Source organism: Paenibacillus diazotrophicus (genome assembly GCF_042610465.1).
The window spans coordinates 360,279-381,361 of sequence record NZ_JBGJZN010000003.1; the positions used below are offsets into that span (position 1 = coordinate 360,279).

The 21,083-nt window shown below is 51.0% G+C and carries 17 protein-coding genes; 9 read left to right on the forward strand and 8 right to left on the reverse strand.

Features of this window, described 5'->3' with window-relative positions; genetic code table 11:
- The first annotated feature begins 89 nt into the window (after nucleotides 1–89).
- Nucleotides 90–734, forward strand: a complete 645-nt coding sequence (locus ACAN54_RS15800) for a TVP38/TMEM64 family protein (RefSeq protein WP_379156850.1) — start codon at nucleotides 90–92, stop codon at nucleotides 732–734.
- Here ACAN54_RS15800 and ACAN54_RS15805 read toward each other — a convergent pair.
- The 7 genes from ACAN54_RS15805 to ACAN54_RS15835 form a co-directional block, all read right to left on the reverse strand.
- Nucleotides 720–2,231, reverse strand: a complete 1,512-nt coding sequence (locus tag ACAN54_RS15805; protein ID WP_379156853.1) for an aminotransferase class V-fold PLP-dependent enzyme — start codon at nucleotides 2,229–2,231, stop codon at nucleotides 720–722. The genes ACAN54_RS15800 and ACAN54_RS15805 overlap by 15 nt on opposite strands.
- Nucleotides 2,232–2,325: 94 nt before the next feature.
- Nucleotides 2,326–2,802 carry a DsrE/DsrF/DrsH-like family protein gene (locus tag ACAN54_RS15810; protein WP_379156856.1) on the reverse strand — a complete coding sequence of 159 codons (477 nt, stop codon included), beginning with the start codon at nucleotides 2,800–2,802 and terminating at the stop codon, nucleotides 2,326–2,328.
- 129 nt (nucleotides 2,803–2,931) lie between these two features.
- On the reverse strand, nucleotides 2,932–3,813 hold the full coding sequence (locus tag ACAN54_RS15815; protein ID WP_379156859.1) for a helix-turn-helix transcriptional regulator: 882 nt from the start codon (nucleotides 3,811–3,813) through the stop codon (nucleotides 2,932–2,934).
- Between the two features lie 41 nt (nucleotides 3,814–3,854).
- Nucleotides 3,855–4,178, reverse strand: a complete 324-nt coding sequence (locus tag ACAN54_RS15820; RefSeq protein ID WP_379156863.1) for a hypothetical protein — start codon at nucleotides 4,176–4,178, stop codon at nucleotides 3,855–3,857.
- A 91-nt stretch (nucleotides 4,179–4,269) separates the two neighbouring features.
- A complete protein-coding gene (locus tag ACAN54_RS15825) occupies nucleotides 4,270–6,414 on the reverse strand; it encodes a bifunctional diguanylate cyclase/phosphodiesterase (RefSeq protein ID WP_379156866.1) in 2,145 nt (714 codons plus the stop codon).
- A gap of 254 nt (nucleotides 6,415–6,668) precedes the next feature.
- Nucleotides 6,669–7,292: an acetate uptake transporter gene (locus ACAN54_RS15830; protein WP_379156869.1), complete on the reverse strand. Its 624-nt coding sequence runs from the start codon at nucleotides 7,290–7,292 to the stop codon at nucleotides 6,669–6,671.
- An 81-nt stretch (nucleotides 7,293–7,373) separates the two neighbouring features.
- A complete protein-coding gene (locus tag ACAN54_RS15835) occupies nucleotides 7,374–9,770 on the reverse strand; it encodes an EAL domain-containing protein (RefSeq protein WP_379156872.1) in 2,397 nt (798 codons plus the stop codon).
- Between the two features lie 174 nt (nucleotides 9,771–9,944).
- Between ACAN54_RS15835 and ACAN54_RS15840 the strand changes: the two genes are divergently transcribed.
- From ACAN54_RS15840 to ACAN54_RS15870, 7 genes are all read left to right on the forward strand, one after another.
- Nucleotides 9,945–10,862, forward strand: a complete 918-nt coding sequence (locus tag ACAN54_RS15840) for a prenyltransferase (RefSeq protein WP_379156875.1) — start codon at nucleotides 9,945–9,947, stop codon at nucleotides 10,860–10,862.
- Nucleotides 10,863–10,899: 37 nt separating this feature from the next.
- Entirely contained in the window at nucleotides 10,900–11,670 is a 771-nt protein-coding gene (locus ACAN54_RS15845) for a DUF6081 family protein (RefSeq protein ID WP_379156878.1), read from the forward strand.
- Between the two features lie 33 nt (nucleotides 11,671–11,703).
- Entirely contained in the window at nucleotides 11,704–12,657 is a 954-nt protein-coding gene (locus ACAN54_RS15850; protein ID WP_379156881.1) for a 1,4-dihydroxy-2-naphthoate polyprenyltransferase, read from the forward strand.
- Nucleotides 12,658–12,750: 93 nt separating this feature from the next.
- Nucleotides 12,751–13,764, forward strand: coding sequence for a Gfo/Idh/MocA family protein (locus tag ACAN54_RS15855; protein WP_379156883.1), 1,014 nt, complete (start codon nucleotides 12,751–12,753; stop codon nucleotides 13,762–13,764).
- Nucleotides 13,765–13,954: 190 nt separating this feature from the next.
- A complete protein-coding gene (locus tag ACAN54_RS15860) occupies nucleotides 13,955–14,755 on the forward strand; it encodes an ABC transporter ATP-binding protein (RefSeq protein WP_379156886.1) in 801 nt (266 codons plus the stop codon).
- Nucleotides 14,748–16,403, forward strand: coding sequence for a hypothetical protein (locus tag ACAN54_RS15865; RefSeq protein ID WP_379156889.1), 1,656 nt, complete (start codon nucleotides 14,748–14,750; stop codon nucleotides 16,401–16,403). The genes ACAN54_RS15860 and ACAN54_RS15865 overlap by 8 nt, the downstream gene beginning before the upstream one ends.
- Nucleotides 16,404–16,564: 161 nt before the next feature.
- Nucleotides 16,565–18,574, forward strand: a complete 2,010-nt coding sequence (locus ACAN54_RS15870) for a bifunctional diguanylate cyclase/phosphodiesterase (protein WP_379156892.1) — start codon at nucleotides 16,565–16,567, stop codon at nucleotides 18,572–18,574.
- Nucleotides 18,575–18,668: 94 nt separating this feature from the next.
- On the opposite strand, the gene ACAN54_RS15875 is transcribed toward ACAN54_RS15870, so the two are convergent.
- The gene (locus ACAN54_RS15875) at nucleotides 18,669–20,363 is read right to left on the reverse strand and encodes a methyl-accepting chemotaxis protein (RefSeq protein WP_379156895.1); all 1,695 of its coding nucleotides are present in this window, start codon (nucleotides 20,361–20,363) and stop codon (nucleotides 18,669–18,671) included.
- A gap of 211 nt (nucleotides 20,364–20,574) precedes the next feature.
- Here ACAN54_RS15875 and ACAN54_RS15880 point away from each other — a divergent pair, with 211 nt between their 5' ends.
- On the forward strand, nucleotides 20,575–21,006 hold the full coding sequence (locus tag ACAN54_RS15880) for a MarR family winged helix-turn-helix transcriptional regulator (RefSeq protein WP_379156898.1): 432 nt from the start codon (nucleotides 20,575–20,577) through the stop codon (nucleotides 21,004–21,006).
- Nucleotides 21,007–21,083 lie beyond the last annotated feature (77 nt).

The following is a 21,083-nucleotide window of genomic DNA, read 5'->3' on the forward strand; positions in this document are numbered from 1 at the left end:
GTCAAGACACCGCATCCAGCGAAAAGTATTGTATAATTGAGGCTCAATGTTAAGCAATTTCAACTATGGATGAGGAGAGCTGAAATCCAATGTTTTCTTTAGATATAATGTCCTGGCTTACGGAGGAGCGTCTTCGGCAGCTATTGGAGCAATACCGGTCCCTGGGGCCTCTTCCGGGAGTAGGTCTCACTTTTATGAAATCTTTCGTGCCGCCGTTGCCGACGATTGCAATCGTCGGGCTCAATGGGGCAGTGTACGGGCTGTGGCTGGGCTTTTTGTATTCCTGGCTCGGACTGGTTGCGGGCTGTGTAACTACATTCCTGATTATCCGTAAAATCGCCTCCCACCCCTACTTGCGGAAGTGGGCGCTGCGGCCCAAAGTGGCGAAGAGCATGACCTGGGTCCGCAACAGCGGCTTCAGCTATGTTTTTCTGCTCAGCCTCTTCCCGGTCGGACCGTTTGTTGTAATCAATATGGCGGCCGGACTGGCTCAGATGCGGCTGCGCTCGTATCTGATTGCGCTGTGTGCAGGCAAAGCCATTATGGTATTCGCTGTCACTTATATTGGGAATGACATGGAACGGTTCATCCGGAATCCCGGGGAAATTCTCTATGTACTGCTCTTTATTGGGGGCTCGCTCTGGGGGGTTAAGGCTATTGAGGCCCGGTTCGCCCGGGCCGCGCGGGTGGGTGAGGAGATTCTTCCTGCAGATGAATCGCTACAACACGAATAAATCCCGGACGGGAGCTCTGGCTCCGTCTTCTTCGGAAAGATGAAGCCAGCTGTTAGTAGTGCGGTTATAACGGTAATCCTGCCGCCATACCCCGATGTTGCAGGTGATGCTTCGGATGGCGCTTATCATTCGCTCCACCTCACTGTCAGTCATAATAGGGTGAAGGGAGAGGCGGACCCAACCAGGCTTGAGGGATTGGTCGCCAGCATAAATAGCCTGGATAAATTCACGGGAGTGTTCCCGGTCAAGACCCAGCAGATGATGACCGTAAGGTCCAGCGCAAGAGCAGCCTCCGCGTGCCTGAATGCCAAACCGGTCATTCAACAATCTGACCACAAGATTATAATGAATCTCCTGTAAATTGAAGGATACGATGCCGTGGCGCTGCTTATGTTCTCCTGCAAGGATCGTGCAGCCCGGGATTGTTTCGAGTCCGGAGAGCAGTCTGCTGCACAGCTGCTGCTCTCTCTTCATCATGAATCCGCCAGCTCCGTTCATGGCATCCTTCAGCTTCAGGCACAGCGCTGTACGGAAGGCCTGCAGGAACCCCGGAGTCCCGCTGTCTTCACCGATCTCGACCGTATGGATATAGCGGCGCCCTCCCCAGGCATCGACCCAGATCACGGTTCCCCCGCCGGGTTCATCCGGCTGCCGTCCTCTCTTTAAATCTGCATCGAAGACCAGTACTCCGCCTGTTCCGGGACCGCCCAGAAATTTATGGGGTGAGAAAAAAACAGCATCCAGCCGCTCGAGCGGATCGTCAGGATGCATATTGATGGGGATATATGGAGCGCTGGCGGCAAAATCAACAAAACAGACTCCGCCGTGGCGGTGCATCGCCGCGGCGAGCTTGTGATAAGGAGTCAGGATTCCAGTGACGTTGGAGCAGGCCGTGAAGGAGCCAATCTTGAAGCGGCGGTTCCGGTAGAGCATCAGCAGATGCTCCAGCTGATGCAGGTCAACCGTTCCATCTGATCCGGCAGGGACAGTGATGACATCACCGATGCCTTCCTGCCAGGGCAGCAGATTGGAGTGATGCTCCATGTGACTGACAAAGATGACCGGACGATCCTCAGAGGGGCACACATACTCTCCCTGCAGCCACTCGGGAAGTTTCAGGCCCATCAGCCTCATCAGTTTATTTACTGCACCTGTAGTGCCGTTTCCGCAGAAAAGCAGAGCATCACAGGGCCCTGCGTTCACATGGTCCCTGATGATTCTCCGCGCTTCATTATAAGCCTCGGTCATTGTCAGCCCGGTAGTATTGGATTCCGTATGGGGGTTGCTCACGTAGGGTCCGAAGCTCTCCTGGATTTTACGCTCTATGGGTTCATACAGCCTTCCGCTGGCTGTCCAATCAGCATAGAGCAGCGGCTGCCGGCCATAGGGCGTTGAAATCACATGCCTGCTCCCAATAGTATGCTCACGAAAAGCTGCGAAATGCTCCTGCAAGGAAGCGGGCTCCTCTGCTATAGTGGTGCGGTGGATACTCAGCACGGACAATCCCTCCAGCCAATGATATCTTTATGGCCCAGTATATGCCCGTTTATAGAAATAGGTTAAAGCCCAGAACCCGACCGTAAGAGTCGGGCTAGATGAACAGCTGCATATCACTTTCAAGCGCGTCCTTCAGATAAGTGGCGGCATCTATAATCTCAACCTCAGGCAGGAGCTCCTCCGGCTTGAAGCCCATAATTTCAACAGAGAGCTTGCAGGCGTAGAACTTGATGTTCTTGTGGCGGGCTCCCTTCAAAAAATGAATCAGCTTCGGCGCCCCCTGATCCTCGATCATTTCTTCCAGCATCATCTTCCCGAGGCCACTGAAATTCATCCGCGAGAGCGGAAGCTGCTCCGGCCCTTTCGGGGTAATCACATCCATGAGCTTTTCGTAAATCGTTTTATCCTCCAGTGTCATTTTGTCCGGATCCCGTACCAGGAACAATCCCCAGAACGTGAAGAACATCGTGACTTCGACGTCGATATCCCGGGCGGTATTGGCTAGAATCAGCGCCGCCATTGCCTTGTCATACTCCCCGCTGAACATCAGCAGGTTCATTCGTTTACCCATTCCTCTTATCCCTCCATAGACACCCAAGATGTCATTAGTATGGTTGTGGAGGGAAGAAGTATGCTTCCGGTCACAGGTTGTCCGCAGTTATGCCTTAACCACGTTCTATTTGGAGGGATAGAGCTCCGTTTAGAAAAAGAGGCGGCTGTAATTCAACCCGCCGCTTCCCGAACGGAACGAGCCTGGCGTCTGGCCAGTCAGCTTTTGAAACACCTTGATGAAATAGCTGCCGCTGGAATATCCAACCTGGGATGCAATGGTCTCAATGCTCCAGTCGGTGGTGCTCAGGAGTTCTACAGCGCGTTCAATCCGGGTCCGGTTCAAGTATTCATTGGGGGTCAGGCCGACATATTTGCTGAATGTACGCAGCAGGTGGAATTTGGAGAGTCCCATTTGCTCGGCTAGCTGCTCCTGGCCGATCATGGAGCTGTAGTGGGTTTCGATGAATTGGACAGAATCCCGAATAGCAGCAGGCCATTCCACTGCATCCCGTGGTCCGCCCAAAGAGAGTCTGCCGAGCTCCATCATGAATTGATGCAGCAGGGAGGAGGCAATGTAGGGATCTGAGATTCTTCCCGAATGGGCTTCACGGGCAATATCGCGCAGGATACGGATTGGCCTGCTGCCCGGGACAATGGCCGGCGCCTCTCCGAGCTTGGACTTAATGTCTTCCCATAGCGGGAGAAGAGGCTGCGGCCTGAAGAGCAGGAAATAAAACTCCCATGGCACCGAATCACCCGGATGGTAATAACGGTGGCTGCCGGGGATTTCAGTGAGGAACGCCCGCCCGGGGCCGATGCGGTGGGTCCCCAGCTCTGTCTCGAACATTCCTTGTCCTTCTACGGTATATTGGAACAGCAGCAGCGGGCCATCCGTACGGCTCATGCCATTCCAGTGATAGGAAGAATCTGTCACGATCTCATGTCCGACTGCAAAGAGATTGCAGAGCGGCAGACGGTCCGGCTCATTGAAGCGGAAGCCGTAGACCCCGTGGCTGTTTTTGTGTGTCACAGAATCCCTCCCTATAGAATGTGAACTTGAGAATGCTCAGGCTATTCCGCGCTTGAATCCTGTTCTGCAGATTCTATATTCTTGGGGTGGCGCAAGTCGTAACGGCGGGCGGCCAGCCAAATACTGCCGGTGAACAGCACAATGAGACCGAGGATGATCCCAAAACGCCAGTCCCCTGCTTTGAAGTTGAGCTGGAGCACTGTCAGTACAAGCGCGACTTGAGTCCAGACCAAAGTTCTTTTACGGAAAGCGGTAATATCTCCAGCCATTGTTGGCATGCCGCGGATCACGCGAAATGCGATTAAGGCAAGAATCAGCGCGAAAGCAAGGGTTGCAATCCATTCTGGGGTTGTTAGCGTATTCATATGTTTCTCAAATTCCTTTCGGTTTAACATCAGGCTGTTACCGTCCGTTGAAGGACGGCACAGCCGGTTCTTTTATTATACTGGCTAAAGCTTATGAAGCAACTTTATGAATATCTTCGGGAGGCAGCGGCGGGTAGAAAAAGAAGCCCTGAATATGCGGGCAGTTATGCTTAATGAGGAATTCAAGCTGCTCCTGTGTCTCCACGCCCTCGGCAATCAGGTCATAACCAAGCTGCGAGGCAACGAATACAATGGACTTGATAATCGTCTCATCAATCGAACTGACGCCGATGCCGGTGATGAAGGTGCGGTCGATCTTGATTTTGTTCACGGGAAAATGCTTCAGGTAGTTCAGCGAAGAATACTTGGTCCCGAAGTCGTCGATCGAGACCACGATGCCGTGATCCCGCATCTGCTGCAGCAGCGGATAATGCTCTTCGAGGAGAGCCGTACTCTCCGTAATCTCGAACTCCAGCACACTCGTCTCCAATCCATATTGGTCAAGAACGGCAAGCAGATTCTCGATCAGGTTGCGGTTGTAGAACCAGCTGTTGGAGATATTGATGGAGGTCCGAAGCAGCGGGAGCCCCATCACTCTCCATTCACAGAGCTGGCGGCACACTTCGCGGAGCACCCAGTCTGTAAGCTGAATCATCAGTCCGGCTTCTTCCACGGCTGCAATGAAGGTCCCTGGCCCAATTAATCCTTTCTCCGGATGATTCCAGCGGATCAGTGCCTCCAGGCCGATCATTTTACCAGTAACGGCGTTGATCTGCGGCTGATAATGAAGCACGAACTCTTCACGCTCCAGGGCGGTATGCAGATACTTGGCGATCATCGTCTTCTGCTCCAGCTTCTCACGCAGTTCCCAATCAAAGATAAAGTAGTTCGCATCTTCCTGAAGTTTGGCCTGATACATTGACATGTCTGCGAATTTGAGCAGATCATCCTTGTTCAGCGAATGCTCCGGATACAGGGATATACCTATACTGGTCGATAAGCTCAAATACGCACCGGAAATAAGCAGCGTCTCCGAGATCAGCTCGCTGATCTGACCGGCTATGACGTGAATATCCTCCCGGGAAAGGTCGGAGAAGATCATGACGAATTCGTCACCGCCGGTCCGCGCGAACAATTTGAAGGGCAGCTTGTCGCTTTTCAGCCGGTTGGCAAGCGTCCTGATTACCTGGTCTCCGGTGGAGTGACCCAGTGTATCATTGATTTCTTTGAAGCGGTTGAGATCGAAAAAGAACAGTGTATAAGTCTGGGTCAGCTCTGCCGACTGCAGCAGGCGTTCGAATTCGTCCATGAAATAACGGCGGTTGGGTATTTCAGTCAGACTATCGTAGTGCGCAAGCTTCTCATACAGACGTTTGGACACCCGCAGATCCCGTGTACGTATGTTGACGATACGTTCCAGGTCGCGGTTGAAACGGTTTTGGTGCCAGAAGATATAGAGAATAAATGCTATGACAAGCAAGAAGGCGATATCAATCCAGAGCACACTGCGCAGCACCTCCCATTTCTTCTGTGTGGGCAAGGGGATGCTCATGAGCCAATGCTGATTATAGAGAGTAACCGGAACTGTAAGCTGTCCTCCTTCCGTATGGGAAGGATTGCCGAACAGAAAGCTATGGTTGTCTGCGGTGACAGAAATTTGGGTATCCTTCAGCGGAAGCTGCTCCACAATGTTATCAATCTTCAAGGTCACGGAGACGATGCCGGCAAAGGAGCTGTCTTTATAGATAGCTTGTCTGATCACCATACCGTAGCCACCCTGGGCCAGTGTCCGTGGTCCGTCTATTGTAATGCCGCGGGAACGTATCGTTTCTTGTATCATCCCGGGTGAGGAGAGTGCTGAATCGAGCAGCAGGCTCTTGCCCAGAATCGCTGTATTGCCGGGTAGAGGATATAAATAGCGGATGAGGCCGTCCGGAGCGATCATGATATTCATAACGTTGTTTGAATTGTTGCGGTATGCGGTGACTAGATATTGGTTAATCAGGGTTGGATCAGCATCAAAGCCGACCGTTTGAATAAAGGAACTGACGCCTTTGACAATCGAGACTCGCTCTTCAAGGTTCGATAATAGCATGACTGCTTGTGAGGAGAGGTCGGCTTTTTCTGCCCGATATTCCCGGTCTAATGATAAAGAATAGTAATAGAACAGAGAGAGCTGAAGCACGACTAAGAAGCCGAGGATGATCGTTAAAGGCTTTTTATTAATGAAAGCCATAGAGTGCCTCCGATATCGAAAAAATTCAACATTACATTTGTTACAAGTAAAAGGGACTAAGCCGTCCAGTATAAGAGGCTTCGCCGGTTCCAGCACCGCAGGAAAAATGTCGATATATGTCGTAGGTGTCTCTATAGCATGTCATCTTTATCATCTTTGTGCAAGGGGGAAGGTTACAGGATTCCGGCAAAATTAAAACGGATAAACACGTTCTGCATCAGAGCAGATTGTATTTATCCGTTGCGGTTAAAAATCTATTTTTTGAAGATTCCAAACGGAGCTCCGATTGGCAGGAAAGTGCGTCCGAAATGAGCGTTAAGCACTGATGCCCCGCAGCCGTAAAGGGATACAACGCCGATAGCCAGCTCCGAGCAGGCAGCTACCTTATGGAAGAATTCAGCAGCGACCCCGAAGGAATCCATCGTCAGGCCGAGGAACAGGAAATCAATTAACACAAAGATGATGAGCAGAACGCGGTTTGCTTCTACTGCGCCAAGCGTCATAAATAGTGTGAACACCAGATATCCTAGAAAAACAAATCCGAGCTGTTTGGGATCAATACCTTCCGCCAGAACTGTTCCAAATACCCCGAGCTTGATCAGCCAGCTTGCGGCCATGCCGAACCAGAAGAACGCATAAGCTCCAAAGGCAGTCATGCCAAAGGTGTTGTTGTGCTTAGCATCCTGAATGGATGCGAACAGCTGGGCGAAGGCTCCGAGGAAGATTGCCCATGGGATACAGTAGCTGAGACCTGTTGTAATTTCGAGCTTTTGTGAAGAAGCGACCAGGGTAACGATAGCTAATCCGAACAGGCCGATGGCGCTAGGGTCGGCGGTGATGATTTTGACGGATTGAGTGTTTGGCGATTGCGCTGACATAACAATAAATGCCTCCAATTTTCATAAGTGTTCGCATAGGATAACAGCACCCAAAAGCGGGTGCTGTTATCAGCTTGCCTATCATATCATATCGTCTGAAACTTGCCTATAAAGGAACTGTTCATTTTCTGAATTTTCCTGTAACAAAAAAGCAGGGATATCCCCAGCCTTAACAGGCTTGCTGATATAGTAGCCCTGAAGCTCGTCACTCCCCAGGCTTCGCAGCATTTGGAACTGCCCCGGATGCTCAATGCCTTCGGACACCACGCACAGGCCAAGATTGTGGCTCAGCTCGATAATGGCTTTAACAAGCACATCCCCCTGTGGGTCCGGGGTCATCTCGGAGACAAACGAACGGTCAATTTTGATCACATCGACAGGGAACCGCCGCAGATAGCTCAACGACGAGAATCCGGTGCCGAAGTCATCAAGCGAAATGCGGAATCCATTTGCTCTAAGCTGCTGTAGGGACTGGAAGATGCTGTCGCCGGAGACGAGTACACTCTCTGTGATTTCAAGCTCCAGGCAGGAAGGGGGCAGCCCGAATTCATGAAGCAGATCCAGGAGCAGATCCAGCAGTCCGGGCTGCATCAGCTGGACCGCTGAAATGTTAACTGCAGCTGTTAGGAACAGGCCTTGCTCCCGAAACTTCTGCACATCGGCGCAGACCTGCCGCAGCACCCAGCCCCCGATACTGACAATGGAGCCGCTGGTTTCTGCGAGCGGGATGAACTCTGCGGGAGAAATGGCCCCATGGGACGGGGTTGTCCAGCGCAGCAGGGCTTCCACTTTATGCACCTGTAGATCCCTACTATTAAGAATTGGCTGGTAATGCACCTCGAATTCATCATTAGCGGCAGCAGACAACAGCAGCTGGGACAATACCTTTTTACGCCGGATACTCTCTTCCAGGTCTTCGGAGTATTGGAGAATATTGTTTCTTCCCGTCTCTTTGACATGGAGCATCGCCAGATCGGCCTGCTTCACCAGATAGTCGGCGTCCTCCCCGTTTTGAGGATAGATACTGACACCAATGCTTGCTGTATTGTAGAGGAGATGCCCTTGGATATGATGCGGCATGGAAAGAATCTCTTGAATACTCGACAGCCGGTCGCATATGGAGACGGAATCGGGGATGTCTGAGAGGAGTATAGTGAATTCATCGCCGCCTAGGCGTGACACCACATCATGCTGGCCGACAACCTGCGTAATCCGGAAGGCCGTTTCTTTGAGCATGGTGTCGCCGAAATCATGGCCAAGCGTATCATTCACGGTCTTGAAATGGTCCAGATCGATAAAGACGAGGGCTATCTGACGGCTGCTGCCTTTCATGGCGTCAATCGCAGCGTTAAGCTTCGCGAAAAAGAGCGCACGGTTGGGTAACTGGGTTAGCGGATCAAGCATCGATTGATGGCGGAGATCATCTTGTGCCTGCTCCAGAGAATCAATCATCCGGTTGAACGCATGCTCTACGTCGCTGAATTCATCTTTTCCGGTACTGGGGATCCGAATGGATAAGTCCTTACTGTTGCCGATAGCGCGGATATTAGTAATTAATGAGGACATTCTTCCCAGAATGGAGCGGTTCACGAAGGCCATGCTTCCTATGCAGATAAGGATAGTTATCAAAAAGAAGAACAGCCGGAAGCTGTAGACGGAGTCCTGGCCGCTCTCATAGATCCTGCGGGATTGATGTAGTGTAATGACCATGCCCGGATTACCAAACAGATCGTCTACGATGGTATGAACCGACATCATGCTGCTGGATACCGGACTCATCCAGAGTTTCTTTCCTCCACTTTGTGCGAGCATTCCTGAGGTCACTCTTGTCATTTGAATACTGGAGGAACCGTCAGCCCGGATATGGGTAATCTCCTCCTGATTAAGCATTCTTCCTGCAATGGCTGTTCCGATTACCGGTTGATCTTTGAGGCTGTTGACAATGGGTGTGAGGGTAACCAGCATCGGACCCTTATCCAGAATCACAATTCCGGATTGACTATCATTTGGACCGGAAAGGGCCGGCAGCCGGCTGTTCATCAATCTGAAAAGGGTATGGAACTCCGGTGTCAATGGGGAAATACTCCTGAAGTTCGAATCATATGTACCGCCATATAGAGGCTGTCCCGATTTGTCCAGCAGGGCAATCATATCGAAGTGATTGACTTCATAGGTAGTCCTATTGAAGATACTGCGGATAATAGCGTCATTTGCGGCAATGGAACCTTCGGGCGTGCGGCCCGACTCTGCAAATCCATAAGTCTCATCCCGGAGTGAATAATTCAGCATACTGGTCTTCATATCAAGCAGTTCCTCCTGATAAGAGGATAGTGTATCCGCCAGGCTATCCTTTAGGGCGGCTTCATCCAGCTTCTCGAAACGGTTTAGCATGGTGAGGTGCAGAAGCAGGTAAGTAACCCCTAAGGCAAGCAAGGCAACAACAAAAGTAAAGATTACAATTTTTTTGCGTAGCTTCATGATGCTCCCCTTTAAAGTATTTCAGATCAATAGGAAATAAGTACTATAACAAATATTGTACCACGATAAGGGAATATTTTGCAGCGATTTTCTGCCCGATATGTCGAATTTTGATGTATAATAGTCTAACGATAATTATTATTAATTAATAATAGAAGGAGATAAAGCCTCTGTATGAATAAATGGACTCTATTTAAGAAGGCTTCACGGTTTGAAGTTATCCCCGTTATGTTAATACCGGTTGTCTTGGGTACTGTCGGGGCATATGTATGGGAGGGGGATTTTCACCCGTTTTTATTTGTTGTCACGATTATCGGAGCTGCTGCGGCCCACTTGTTCTCCAACATGGTGAATGATATATGGGATTTCCGCAACGGAACGGATACGGAGGCGCTGAATACACCAGGGGTGATCACGACCAACTCGGGATTTCTGTCGGGAGGTGTGCTGTCCGAACGGGTCTTCACCTATCTGACATGGGGGTTGCTTGCGCTTGCTGTGCTCTGTGGAGCGGTGCTCAGCGTTTACAGCGGCTGGGAGATCCTATGGTTTGTGGCGGGCGGAGCGTTAATCGCATATTTTTATGTTGCTCCGCCGCTGCGTTTTGGCTATCGCGGCAAGGGATATAGCGAACTGGCTATTTTTCTCTCTTTTGGACTGATGCCTGTAATGGGTGCTTATTTTGTGCAGACCGGCGAATTCTGCCTGAAGGCGGCGCTGCTGTCGATGCCAGTCGGACTGCTCACTACCCTGCTGCTGTTCAATCATCACTTTCTGCACTGGAGAGCGGATGAACAGGCAGGCAAACGGACCCTGGTTGTCGTGTGGGGAGAACGCCGGGCACTGGTCTTCTCGCATGTTCTGCTCTATACCTCCTATGTATCGCTGATCATTTGTGTTCTGCTGGGTGTGCTGCCTGTATACGCCCTGCTGGCGCTCTTGACTGCCATTGCACCGATGCATGTCTATCGTAGTCTGCAACCGGAAAATGCCTCAGCAGCCTATCTGCCGCTGATGGGCGCGTCGCTGAAGGCATCTGTACGCTGTGGAGCAATTATGATTGTGGCTCTGCTTATCCAAGGGCTGATCTAACTTCTGCAGCCACTATATATAGAAAGAGAGTGAACTTATGGACAACAACATACCCGTCAATGAGAATACTTCAGAAGCTGTAAGCCAGCAGACTGTACTCGGAGATTTCCATACGATTCTGTCAGAGGGCAAGGTCTGGAAGACAGGCGGCTTCACCCTGCCAGACGGTTCTTTCTGGGCTTACCGCGAGCCGGAGGCTGTAGTGATTGTACGCAATGGGTATTTGTATGTGCGTGCACAGTTGAGCCGTCAGAATAATCAGGTGCAGATTCTCGACAATGCGAAGCATATGTATTATTCTGCAGAGCCGGTGAAGGTACCGGAGGATGGGGAGATCAGCTTTGAACTTCAGATCCGCGCCCGTACACAGGGTACCGCGCCAGGCGACCTCTATGACGGCTATGTTTCGCTGAATCTCCTTGATTTCACAACAGGGGCCGCGCTGGACTTTTTTGCCGGGAATGATCAATATGCCAGTGTCTACGGCATCCTGCCTTTCCCGGGTGTTCAGGTTCCCGATACTGGAGGAACCAAGTATTTCTGCATTTTTGCAGAGGATACCGACTTTAAACCACGTGAATTCAACACTTACAAGATCTCATACCACCGCGGCAAGGATGAGGCGTTATTCTATGTGAACGGCAGGGAAGTGCGCCGAGAGCACGTGCCGATCAAATTGAACGGCTTTACCGTTGCCTTGGGAATCATGACGGAAAAGGATCTGACGCCCGAAGGCAGCGTGTCCGCGCATGGACAGACAGTGATTGCTGAATGGTCCCCGGTTACGATTACCACTACCGGAGCATAACCGCGCTTATTTGACAGATAAGGATGTATGGCCGTGAATGTAAAAAGTTTCTTGCGATTTGTTGAGCTGCCCACGAAGGTGGCGAGCATGCTGCCTTTTATGCTGGGGACCTTGTATGCCCTGTACCGTTTTGAGGATTTCTATGTTCTTCGCTTTGTGCTGATGCTGGTGTCCCTGCTGAGTTTTGATATGGCGACAACGGCAATCAACAATTATTATGATTTTAAAAAGGCAGCCAAAACGCATGGCTACGGCTATGAAACGCATAATGCTATTGTTCGCCACAAGCTGAAAGAGAGTACGGTCGTTATTACCATTGCTGTGCTGCTGGTGCTTGCGGTGGGCGGCGGAATTGCGCTGGTTGCCGAGACCGGGCTGCTGGTATTTCTGCTGGGAGGCTTGTCCTTCCTGATCGGCATTCTGTACTCATTCGGTCCGATACCGATCTCACGGATGCCGCTGGGCGAATTGTTCTCCGGGTTATTTATGGGTTTTGTGATCATTTTCATCTCGGCCTATATTCACTCGGATCAAAGTGTGGTAACGCTTTTGTTCTCCGAAGGCTGGGTCAGTCTGCATGTTAACATGCTTGAGGTGTTGTATCTCTTCTGGTTCTCCATACCGGCGATTCTCGGGATTGCCGGAATTATGTTGGCCAACAATATCTGTGACATAGAGGATGACATAGATAACCGGCGGTACACACTGCCTGTGTATATCGGACGCAGTAACGCGCTCCTGCTGTTTAAGCTGCTGTATTATGTCTCGTATGCAGACCTTGTCGTGCTGCTGCTGCTTGGAGTGAACCCTGTGCTGGTGGCGCTGCTCTTGCTGACACTGATTCCGCTGCGGCGGAATATTGCGGAATTCACCCGCAAGCAGGAGAAGGCTACCACCTTCATTCTATCTGTCAAAAATTTTGTGCTGATGAGCTTGGCCCGTATCGTGGTGCTGGGTATGGCTGTTCTGCTGAATGTGATGCTATAATTGCCGTTTCCATAAATAGAGATATGCCGGATTCTATGCTATTGTTTTCATTAAGGACAGGCAGGAAATCTATGACAAGGGAAGGTGTGCACGATGACACAAAAGCTGCGCTGGGGAATCATGGGCTGTGCCCAAATTGCGACAGGTTCGGTTATGCCGGCCATCCAGGAATCGGAGACAGGCGTTATTCAGGCGGTGGCTAGCCGGGGTCTGGACAAAAGCAGCGCCGTCGCCAATGAATTTGGCGTGGCGCAGGCATACGGGAGTTATGAGGAGCTATTAGCCGATCCGAACGTGGATGCGGTATATATTCCGCTCCCGAACCATCTTCACCGGGAATGGGTGATCCGCGCGGCAGAAGCAGGCAAACATGTGCTCTGCGAGAAGCCCATTGCCCTGAATAGCCAGGAGGCGGCGGAGATGGTGGAGGCCTGCCGGAAGGCAGAGGTGCATTTGGCTGAAGCCTATATGTACCGGCATCATCCGCGGATTGCCGAGGTGCGGGAGGTTATCGCCAGCGGTGAAATCGGTGAGCTTCGGTCCATCCGCGGGACGTTTACATATAACGATGCTGAAGACACCACTAATATCCGTTTCAAATCGGCGTGGGGCGGTGGTTCCTTGTACGATGTCGGCTGCTATCCGCTCAGTGCGGCACGGCTGTTATTCGGTGCGGAGCCGGAGGCGGCTACGGTACAAGCGATCTTTTCCCCTGAGCATGACCATGTGGATATGATGGCTTCCGGGCTGGTCGAGTTCCCAGGCGGTGTCAGTCTGATCTTCGACTGCGGCATGTGGGCCTACAACCGGCAGCTGCTGGAGGTCCTGGGGACGGACGGGCGGATCGAGATTCCGATGCCCTTCAATGCCAGATTTGACGATGCTGAATTTTTTGTATACTCCGGAGGGGAAGTCCGGCGTGCCCGGGCAACGGGCGCCAATCCGTATGTCCGGCAGGCTGATGATTTTGCCGCCGCCGTCTTTGGGGCGGAGCCAATGTTTGCCTCCGGGGACCCGGTGCAGAATATGATGCTTATTGAGACGTGCCTGGCGTCCGCCCGTCAGCGGGAGAGAATCAGTCTGAAGCAGGATCGGAATAGGGCATAATTGTAATATTCAGGTGAAGATGACATATCGAATGCTGAAGGGAGCGGCCGCTGGCCGTTCTTTTTTTTATCAAGTGTTCTTGTTGCAATTCCTTATAGGTGAACGGTCTGAAATTTGATAGAATAGGATTTATATTGGCAATTACATAAATTTGGAATTATACAGCGTATTCTTGAAGGAGGAGCAGGTTATGGGACTTACAGAGGAGCCGGTGATTTCGATATCAGGATTATGGATGAATTACAGCGACCGGATGGTACTGAGGGGGATCGACCTCGAAGTCTACAGGGGACAGATTATCGGCTATATCGGCCCAAATGGGGCAGGCAAGAGTACCACGGTAAAAATCATGCTGGGTCTGGTGGAAGGCTATACGGGTACGGTGCGGATTTTTGGCAGGGATATTGCGGATGGAGATATCGCCTACAAGCGGAGAATTGGCTATGTGCCCGAGATTGCTGAGCTCTATGACAGCCTGACAGCCCGGGAGTATCTAACATTCATTGGGGAGCTGTACGGTATGAAGCGGAATGAAGCCGATGCCAAGGCGGAACGGCTGATGGGCCTGCTCAATCTGGATAAGGCCTACGATATGCGGATTGCTTCCTATTCTAAGGGGATGAAGCAGAAGGTGCTGCTGATCTCAAGTATGCTGCATGATCCCGATATTCTCTTTCTCGACGAACCGCTTAGCGGTCTTGATGCGAACAGTGTCATGGTCGTGAAAGAGATCTTCGCTTCGCTTGCAGCTCAGGGCAAAACAATCTTTTATTCTTCGCATATCATGGATGTTGTGGAGAAAATCAGCAGCCGGATCATTCTGATCAATGGCGGGGACATTGTAGCGGATGGAACCTTCGCACAGCTTCAGGAGCAGAGCAGGGAGGGATCGCTTGAGGATATCTTTAATCAGCTGACAGGATTCGATAAGTACCGGGATATCGCCGGCGAGTTTGTGGCTGTGCTTGGAGAAGGTGCTCCGCATGAATGATTTCAAGGTGCTGAAGCTGCTTGACCGGCTGCAGGGCATCTTCAAGAGGGCTGGCGTGGATTATGATATGCTCCGCAGTATTCTGCAAGTGAAGCTGACCATGGACGGAAGGCGGACACCGACAGTGCTGGGAACACAGAAGGGTGGCCAGGGAACCGAGGGATCTCCGCTACGGGTGCAGTGGATCTACTTATTGCTCGGACTTATGCTGATTCTATTCGTGATTCCGGACAGCAACTACATGCTGACAATGAGCGTCCTGTTTGCTGTGGTCATGTTCATGATCACGACTACTCTGATCTCTGACTTCTCTTCAGTAATGCTGGATTTACGGGACAAGAACATTCTGTTCTCCAAGCCGGTGGACCGAAGGACTCTGAACATGGCTAAGAGTCTCCATATTCTGATTTATTTGGTTACGCTGACGCTAACCCTAACGGCACCCTCGCTTGTGGTGGCTTTGTTCAAGCAGGGAATATTGTTCTTCCTGATCTATGCAGCGGGAATTCTGCTGATGGATGGTTTTATTCTCGTGTTTACCGCCCTGCTCTACTTGCTGATTATGAGGGTCTTTGATGGGGAGAAACTCAAGGATATTATCAACTATATACAAATCATGTTATCCGTAGGGGTTGTGATAGGGTATCAGCTGGTTCCGCGTCTGTTCAATATGACGGATCTGACAGCATCCTTCCAGCCTGCATGGTGGCAGTATTTCATTGCACCTGTGTGGTTCGCTGCCCCGTTTGAGGTGCTGGTGGGCGGTAGTAGGGGGACAGAGTTTATCGTGCTCGCAGTGCTGGCTGTCATGATCCCGTTGCTGCTGCTTGCTGCATATATCCGGCTGATGCCGCTGTTTGAGCGGAGCCTGCAGAAGCTGGCGGAGCAGGGGGCTGCCGGCAGAGACAGTGGCCGTTATCCCCGCCTGGTGTCGGAACTTGTATGTAGGGATAAGGCAGAGGCGATGTTCTTCCGGTTCACATGGTCTATGATGAGGAATGAACGGGATTTCAAGCTGAAGGTATACCCGACTGTCGGGTTATCGCTGGTGCTCCCTTTTATCTTCATATTCAACCAGGTGTGGAGCAGTGATTCGACGGTGCGCACAGAATCTAAGGCCTATTTGTTCATCTATCTCAGTGCCCTGCTGTTGCTGACTGTAGTACAAATGCTCCGCTATTCAGCCAGTTACAAGGGAGCCTGGATTTACAGAACGATTCCGCTGCCCGAAACGGCTCCCGTGTACCGTGGGATGCTCAAGGCAGCGCTGCTGCGGCTTATGCTTCCACTATTTGTTCTGGAAGCGGCTGTATTCCTCTGGCTGTTCGGTGCACGGATTCTTCCGGATCTGGCCGATGTCATGCTGGCATTGCCGTTATTTGCAATCATATGCTTCCGGGTGCTGCCGCAGGCGCTGCCATTCTCGGAGAAATACGAGGCGGCTAAGCAGAAGGACTTCTCGGTGAGTGGATTTGTACTGATCTTTATCCTAATGGGACTGGCAGGCCTTCATTATGTGTTCACCCTGTTCGCGCCTGGGGTGTACATCTATTTGGTAATTCTGGCAGCTGCAAATGTGTGGGTTTGGCGCGCAGCCTTTCCGCGGGAAGATTCGCATGCGGGACAGGTTCCGACCATTGGCGCATGATTCGGATACGTAAGATGGACATTTGCTGCCGGCATTCGACAAGTCAGAGTTCCAGTATTTACTTAGACAGTGTATCAAATACAAGGTAGAATACAGCTAAAGTTAACTTACAGGGATTACCTGCGGCGGCGATGATAATTAAACAGATGAAGAGGTCGACTATGGATCAAATGGGAATCCAATATAACCTATGGATTGTTTTGCTATCTTTTACGCTAGCTGCTTCTGCAGCCTATTCGGCGCTAAATTTGATATCACAGGCTTCCCGTACGTCGGGAAACGTAAGGCGGTTGTGGCTGCTCTCCGGAGCTTGCGTGCTTGGCAGCGGAATCTGGGCCATACACTTTGTAGGGATGATGGCTAGCCCACTGCCACTCGAGGTTAGCTATCAAGGTGGCGTAGCTGTTGTGTCGCTGTTCATCAGTATGTTTGCCTGTTATGTATCCCTATGGATGGCTACTATGCCCCGCCAGAGAAAAGGACGTTTGCTTCTAAGCGGCTTGATTCTCGGTAGCGGGATTTCCGCTATGCATTATGTGGGCATGTCCTCCATGAAGATGGAGGCGAGAATTCTGTATGAGATACCTGCTCAAGTGCTTTCGGTTGCCGTTGCCTGTTTAGCCTCGTATGCTGGGGTGTACCTCTTTCGCAGGTTCAAAGACTATCCCGGTTTCAGCCGCTGGAAGCTGTACTCGTCACTGTTCATAGGGACTGCGGTTACGGGGATGCATTACATCAGCCTGCAGGCCAGTCATTTGGAGGAATACAGCCAGCTTGGTACGCAACCTTTTTTTGAGGAGATGAATATCATTCTGCTGACCGGAGTTTCGCTTGTCACCTTTTTTATGCTTGGTGTATCCGGCGGCGCGGTTCTTCTGGACCGGCACGGGCTGGAACGCATGGCTTATCATGATCCATTGACCGGGCTGCCGAACCGTCATGGGCTGGAACGGTACTTCAAGAATGAATTTTTTGGCGGACACTCTGGTGCTGTGTTTTTTGTCGATTTGGACCGCTTTAAGTCCATTAACGATACCTTGGGACATGATATTGGCGATATGCTGCTTCAGGAGGTTGCGAAGAGATTACAATGCGTAATTGGTACGAAGGGCAAGGTTTTCCGGCTGGGAGGAGATGAATTTCTGATTGCTATTCCGGTCTGCACTACTGAGGATGCCCAGGAGGACGCACACCATATCCTGCAGGAATTGAAGAAGGCCTACAGTATTGAGGGGAATGAGTTGTACGTAACAGCAAGTGTAGGGATCAGTATGGCTCCTGCCCATGGGACTGACCGCTCAGCCCTGATGAAGGCTGCTGACACCGCACTCTATACTTCCAAGGATTCCGGCAAGAATAAGTTCAGCATATTCGATCAGGAAATGAACCGCAATCAGCTCCGCAGGATGTCGCTGGAGAAGGATCTGCGTAAGGCGCTGGCCCGTTCGGAATTTATGGTCGTGTATCAGCCCAAATGGGATTCTCTTCTGAATGTAACCGTTGGTCTGGAGGCGCTGCTGCGCTGGAGACACCCGGAACATGGCATTATTTCACCTGCCGAATTCATTCCGATTGCTGAGGAGACTGGACTGATCGTACCCATTACGTATTGGATGCTACATGATGTATGTAGTCAGAATATGCTCTGGCACAGAGCGAAGGTGGCGAGTGTTGCCGTCTCCATTAACATGTCGGCCCGGATGTTCGAAGGCGGCTCCCTGTACGAAGTGGTTGAGGAAGCGCTGGTGCGCGCCGGTCTGGAACCTCACTTCTTGGAACTGGAGATTACCGAATCGATTGCAATGAACAATATGGAAGAGACGGTAGCCCAACTCTCCAAGCTGCGGAATCTAGGGGTTCGTGTATCACTGGATGACTTTGGAACCGGCTTCTCTTCTCTGGGCAATCTGGATGAAATCCCAGTGAATACACTGAAGATTGACCAGGTATTCATCCGCAAGAGTAAGATGCATTCCAAGAAGGCGATCATCAGTAATATCATTGCCATCGCCAGCAATCTCAACATGGAGGTTGTGGCGGAGGGCGTGGAAACGCCAGAGCAGATTGAATTGCTGCAATCCCTGGGCTGCCGGGTGATGCAGGGCTTTTATTACGGGAGACCGATGCCTGTAAGCGAGCTGGGCCAATGGTTCATTGAGAACACGGCATAATGAAATACATAAGGAATAACCTGCCTAAGGCAGCAAAAAGCGAAGAACCTCATCGGAGCTCTGCGCTTTTTGCTTATACAAATTGAGAATTCACCTAGATTTTGAATTTCTCTACCAGATCCTGAAGCTTCTCCGCCAGTGAAGAGAGGAAAGCAGCAGAGGATTCTACTTCCTCCATCGCTGCAAGCTGCTCCTGGGAAGAGGCGGAGAGGGTCTCGGCACCTGCAGCCGTATGATTAGAGATACTGACAATATTCTGAATCGCTTCTACCAGCCCGCCAGAGAGGATTCCAAGCTCGCGGACAGTCGCTGAAATCTGCTGGCTTTGGGAAGACATGTCGGAGACTGAGGTTTCGATCTCGGAGAAAGACTGCCCCGCAGAGGCAATGAGCTCTTTCCCTTGCAGCATCTCTTCCGTAGAGCGTTTCATGGTTTCACCTGCATTGTCCATCTGGCCAATAATCAGGTTAACCAGCTCCCCGATTTGTGCCGCAGAGTTGGCGGAGCGTTCAGCCAGCTTGCGGACGGAGCCGGCGACAATAGCGAAGCCCCGGCCCTCTTCTCCGGCCCGGGCGGCTTCTATGGCCGCATTCAGTGCGAGCAGGTTGGTTTCTTCGGCGATGCTGGCGATCGTGCCAACAATGTTCTCAATCTCCTTGGAATGGCTGCCCAGTGTAGTGATAATGTCGGAAAGATCTTGAATGCTTCCGCTCATTATACCTATCTGTGTGGTTGTGGAGTCAATGGACTGCCGGCCCATGCGGGCTTTGAGGGCGTTACTCGCAGCAGTATCCATAGCACTGTCGGCATTGTCGGCGATCTCCGCGATGAAGCGGGACATATCCTGTACTGCTTTGTAGCTGCCTTCCAGTTCCTTCAATTGGGAATTCGCCCCGTCGGCAAGCTCAATAGTAACATTCACACTGTGTTCCCCTGCGCGGTTCGTCTCCTGGGCGCTGGCGGACAGCTCCTGGGACGAAGAGGCAACCTGCATGGAGGTATCATTTACCTGGGTGATCAGCTCACGCAGGCTTAGTGTCATATCATTGAAGTTGCGGGCCAGTGTCCCGATTTCATCTTTGCTCTTGAAAAGCAGTGGTTCGTGGGTAAGGTCGCCTCGTGCAATAGTATTCACGGAACCCGACAGCTTGGTGAGCGGGCTGACCATGCGGCGGATCAACAGATAAGCGGCAAGTATAGCTACGATCAGAATGGATGCGCCGATAATAAAAGGCTGAACAATAATGTCCATGGTCCGTTCCTGGATTAAAGGGCCGTCAAAATTGATCGCCATTAGCGCAATAATAGGCTTGCTGGGGTCATGATCCTGATAAATCGGGCCATATCCGGTTTTGAGCGATGTGCCCTGGTATGTATAAACAGTGGAGTATGCGGAATGCTTCATGGTAGTAATCATGGCTTTATCCTCTTCTGAAAAATAGAAGGGATCACCGGCTTTGTAGCCTCTTTTCTTCAAGCTGGCATCGGCGGCGAGGATCTTACCGTCCAGTGAAAGGATGAATGCTTCTTTAAAGATAGGCTTGTGTGCCACAATCCAGCCGATCCGATCTTCAATAGCAGCCACTTTGCTGTTATCTCCACCAACAAGTGCCGCAATGTCTGCGGGATCAATCAGGCCAGTTGTGATGTTGGCACAGCCCACCAATTCGATTCCAGCAGCCTCGTCCACCTGATGAAAAGCCGCACGGTAACCAAAGAATCCAATGGAGGACCCAACCAGAAGCAACACAATAAGCATCATCCAGGTTAATTTTGTTGCCAGCTTCATTATTTCTATCACCAACCCTGTTTCTAATGTTTTCAGCAATAGCGCTGTATTGCTTCTACGATTATAGCTTATTAGAGGTATAAGAAAATATTGTATTTTTTGTGTCGGAAAATGACGAATAATGTAAGAAATATCACATATAAAAACATTGAACCATGGTCTGTAATAATGTTACGCTGGAACAAGGACAAACGGACTGGAGCTGAAAGGAATGTCACAACCCATCGATCCGCTGGTAGAACGGTTGGGATTATCCATGTGGAAGGTACAACGGAAAATCACATCACAAATGTCTTTGCACAAAGAAATCGGACTTACCGTACCGCAATTTGGCCTGCTTCGTATGATTGCCCAGGAGCAGAATGCCCGGGTGATCCAGCTTGCGGACAAAATGGAGGTCAAGTCCAGTGCGGTTACCGTAATGCTGGATCGTCTGGAGCTGCTGGGCCTTAGTGTTCGCGATCAGGATGAACAAGACCGCAGAGCCGTCATTGTCACCCTCACAGCCAAGGGGGAAAAACTGCTGGAGGAAGCGAGATACCGCTCCTTACTGCTGCTAAGCGAACACTTATCCATATTGAAGCCGGAGGAGCTGCAGAATTTTGCTGACTATTATCTGATGCTGGAACAGCAGGAACGCTGACCTCAGTAGGGCAGACAATACCGCTCCCGATAACAAAATATCGCCGACCTCTATAATGTCAAAAAAAAGCCGTGCTC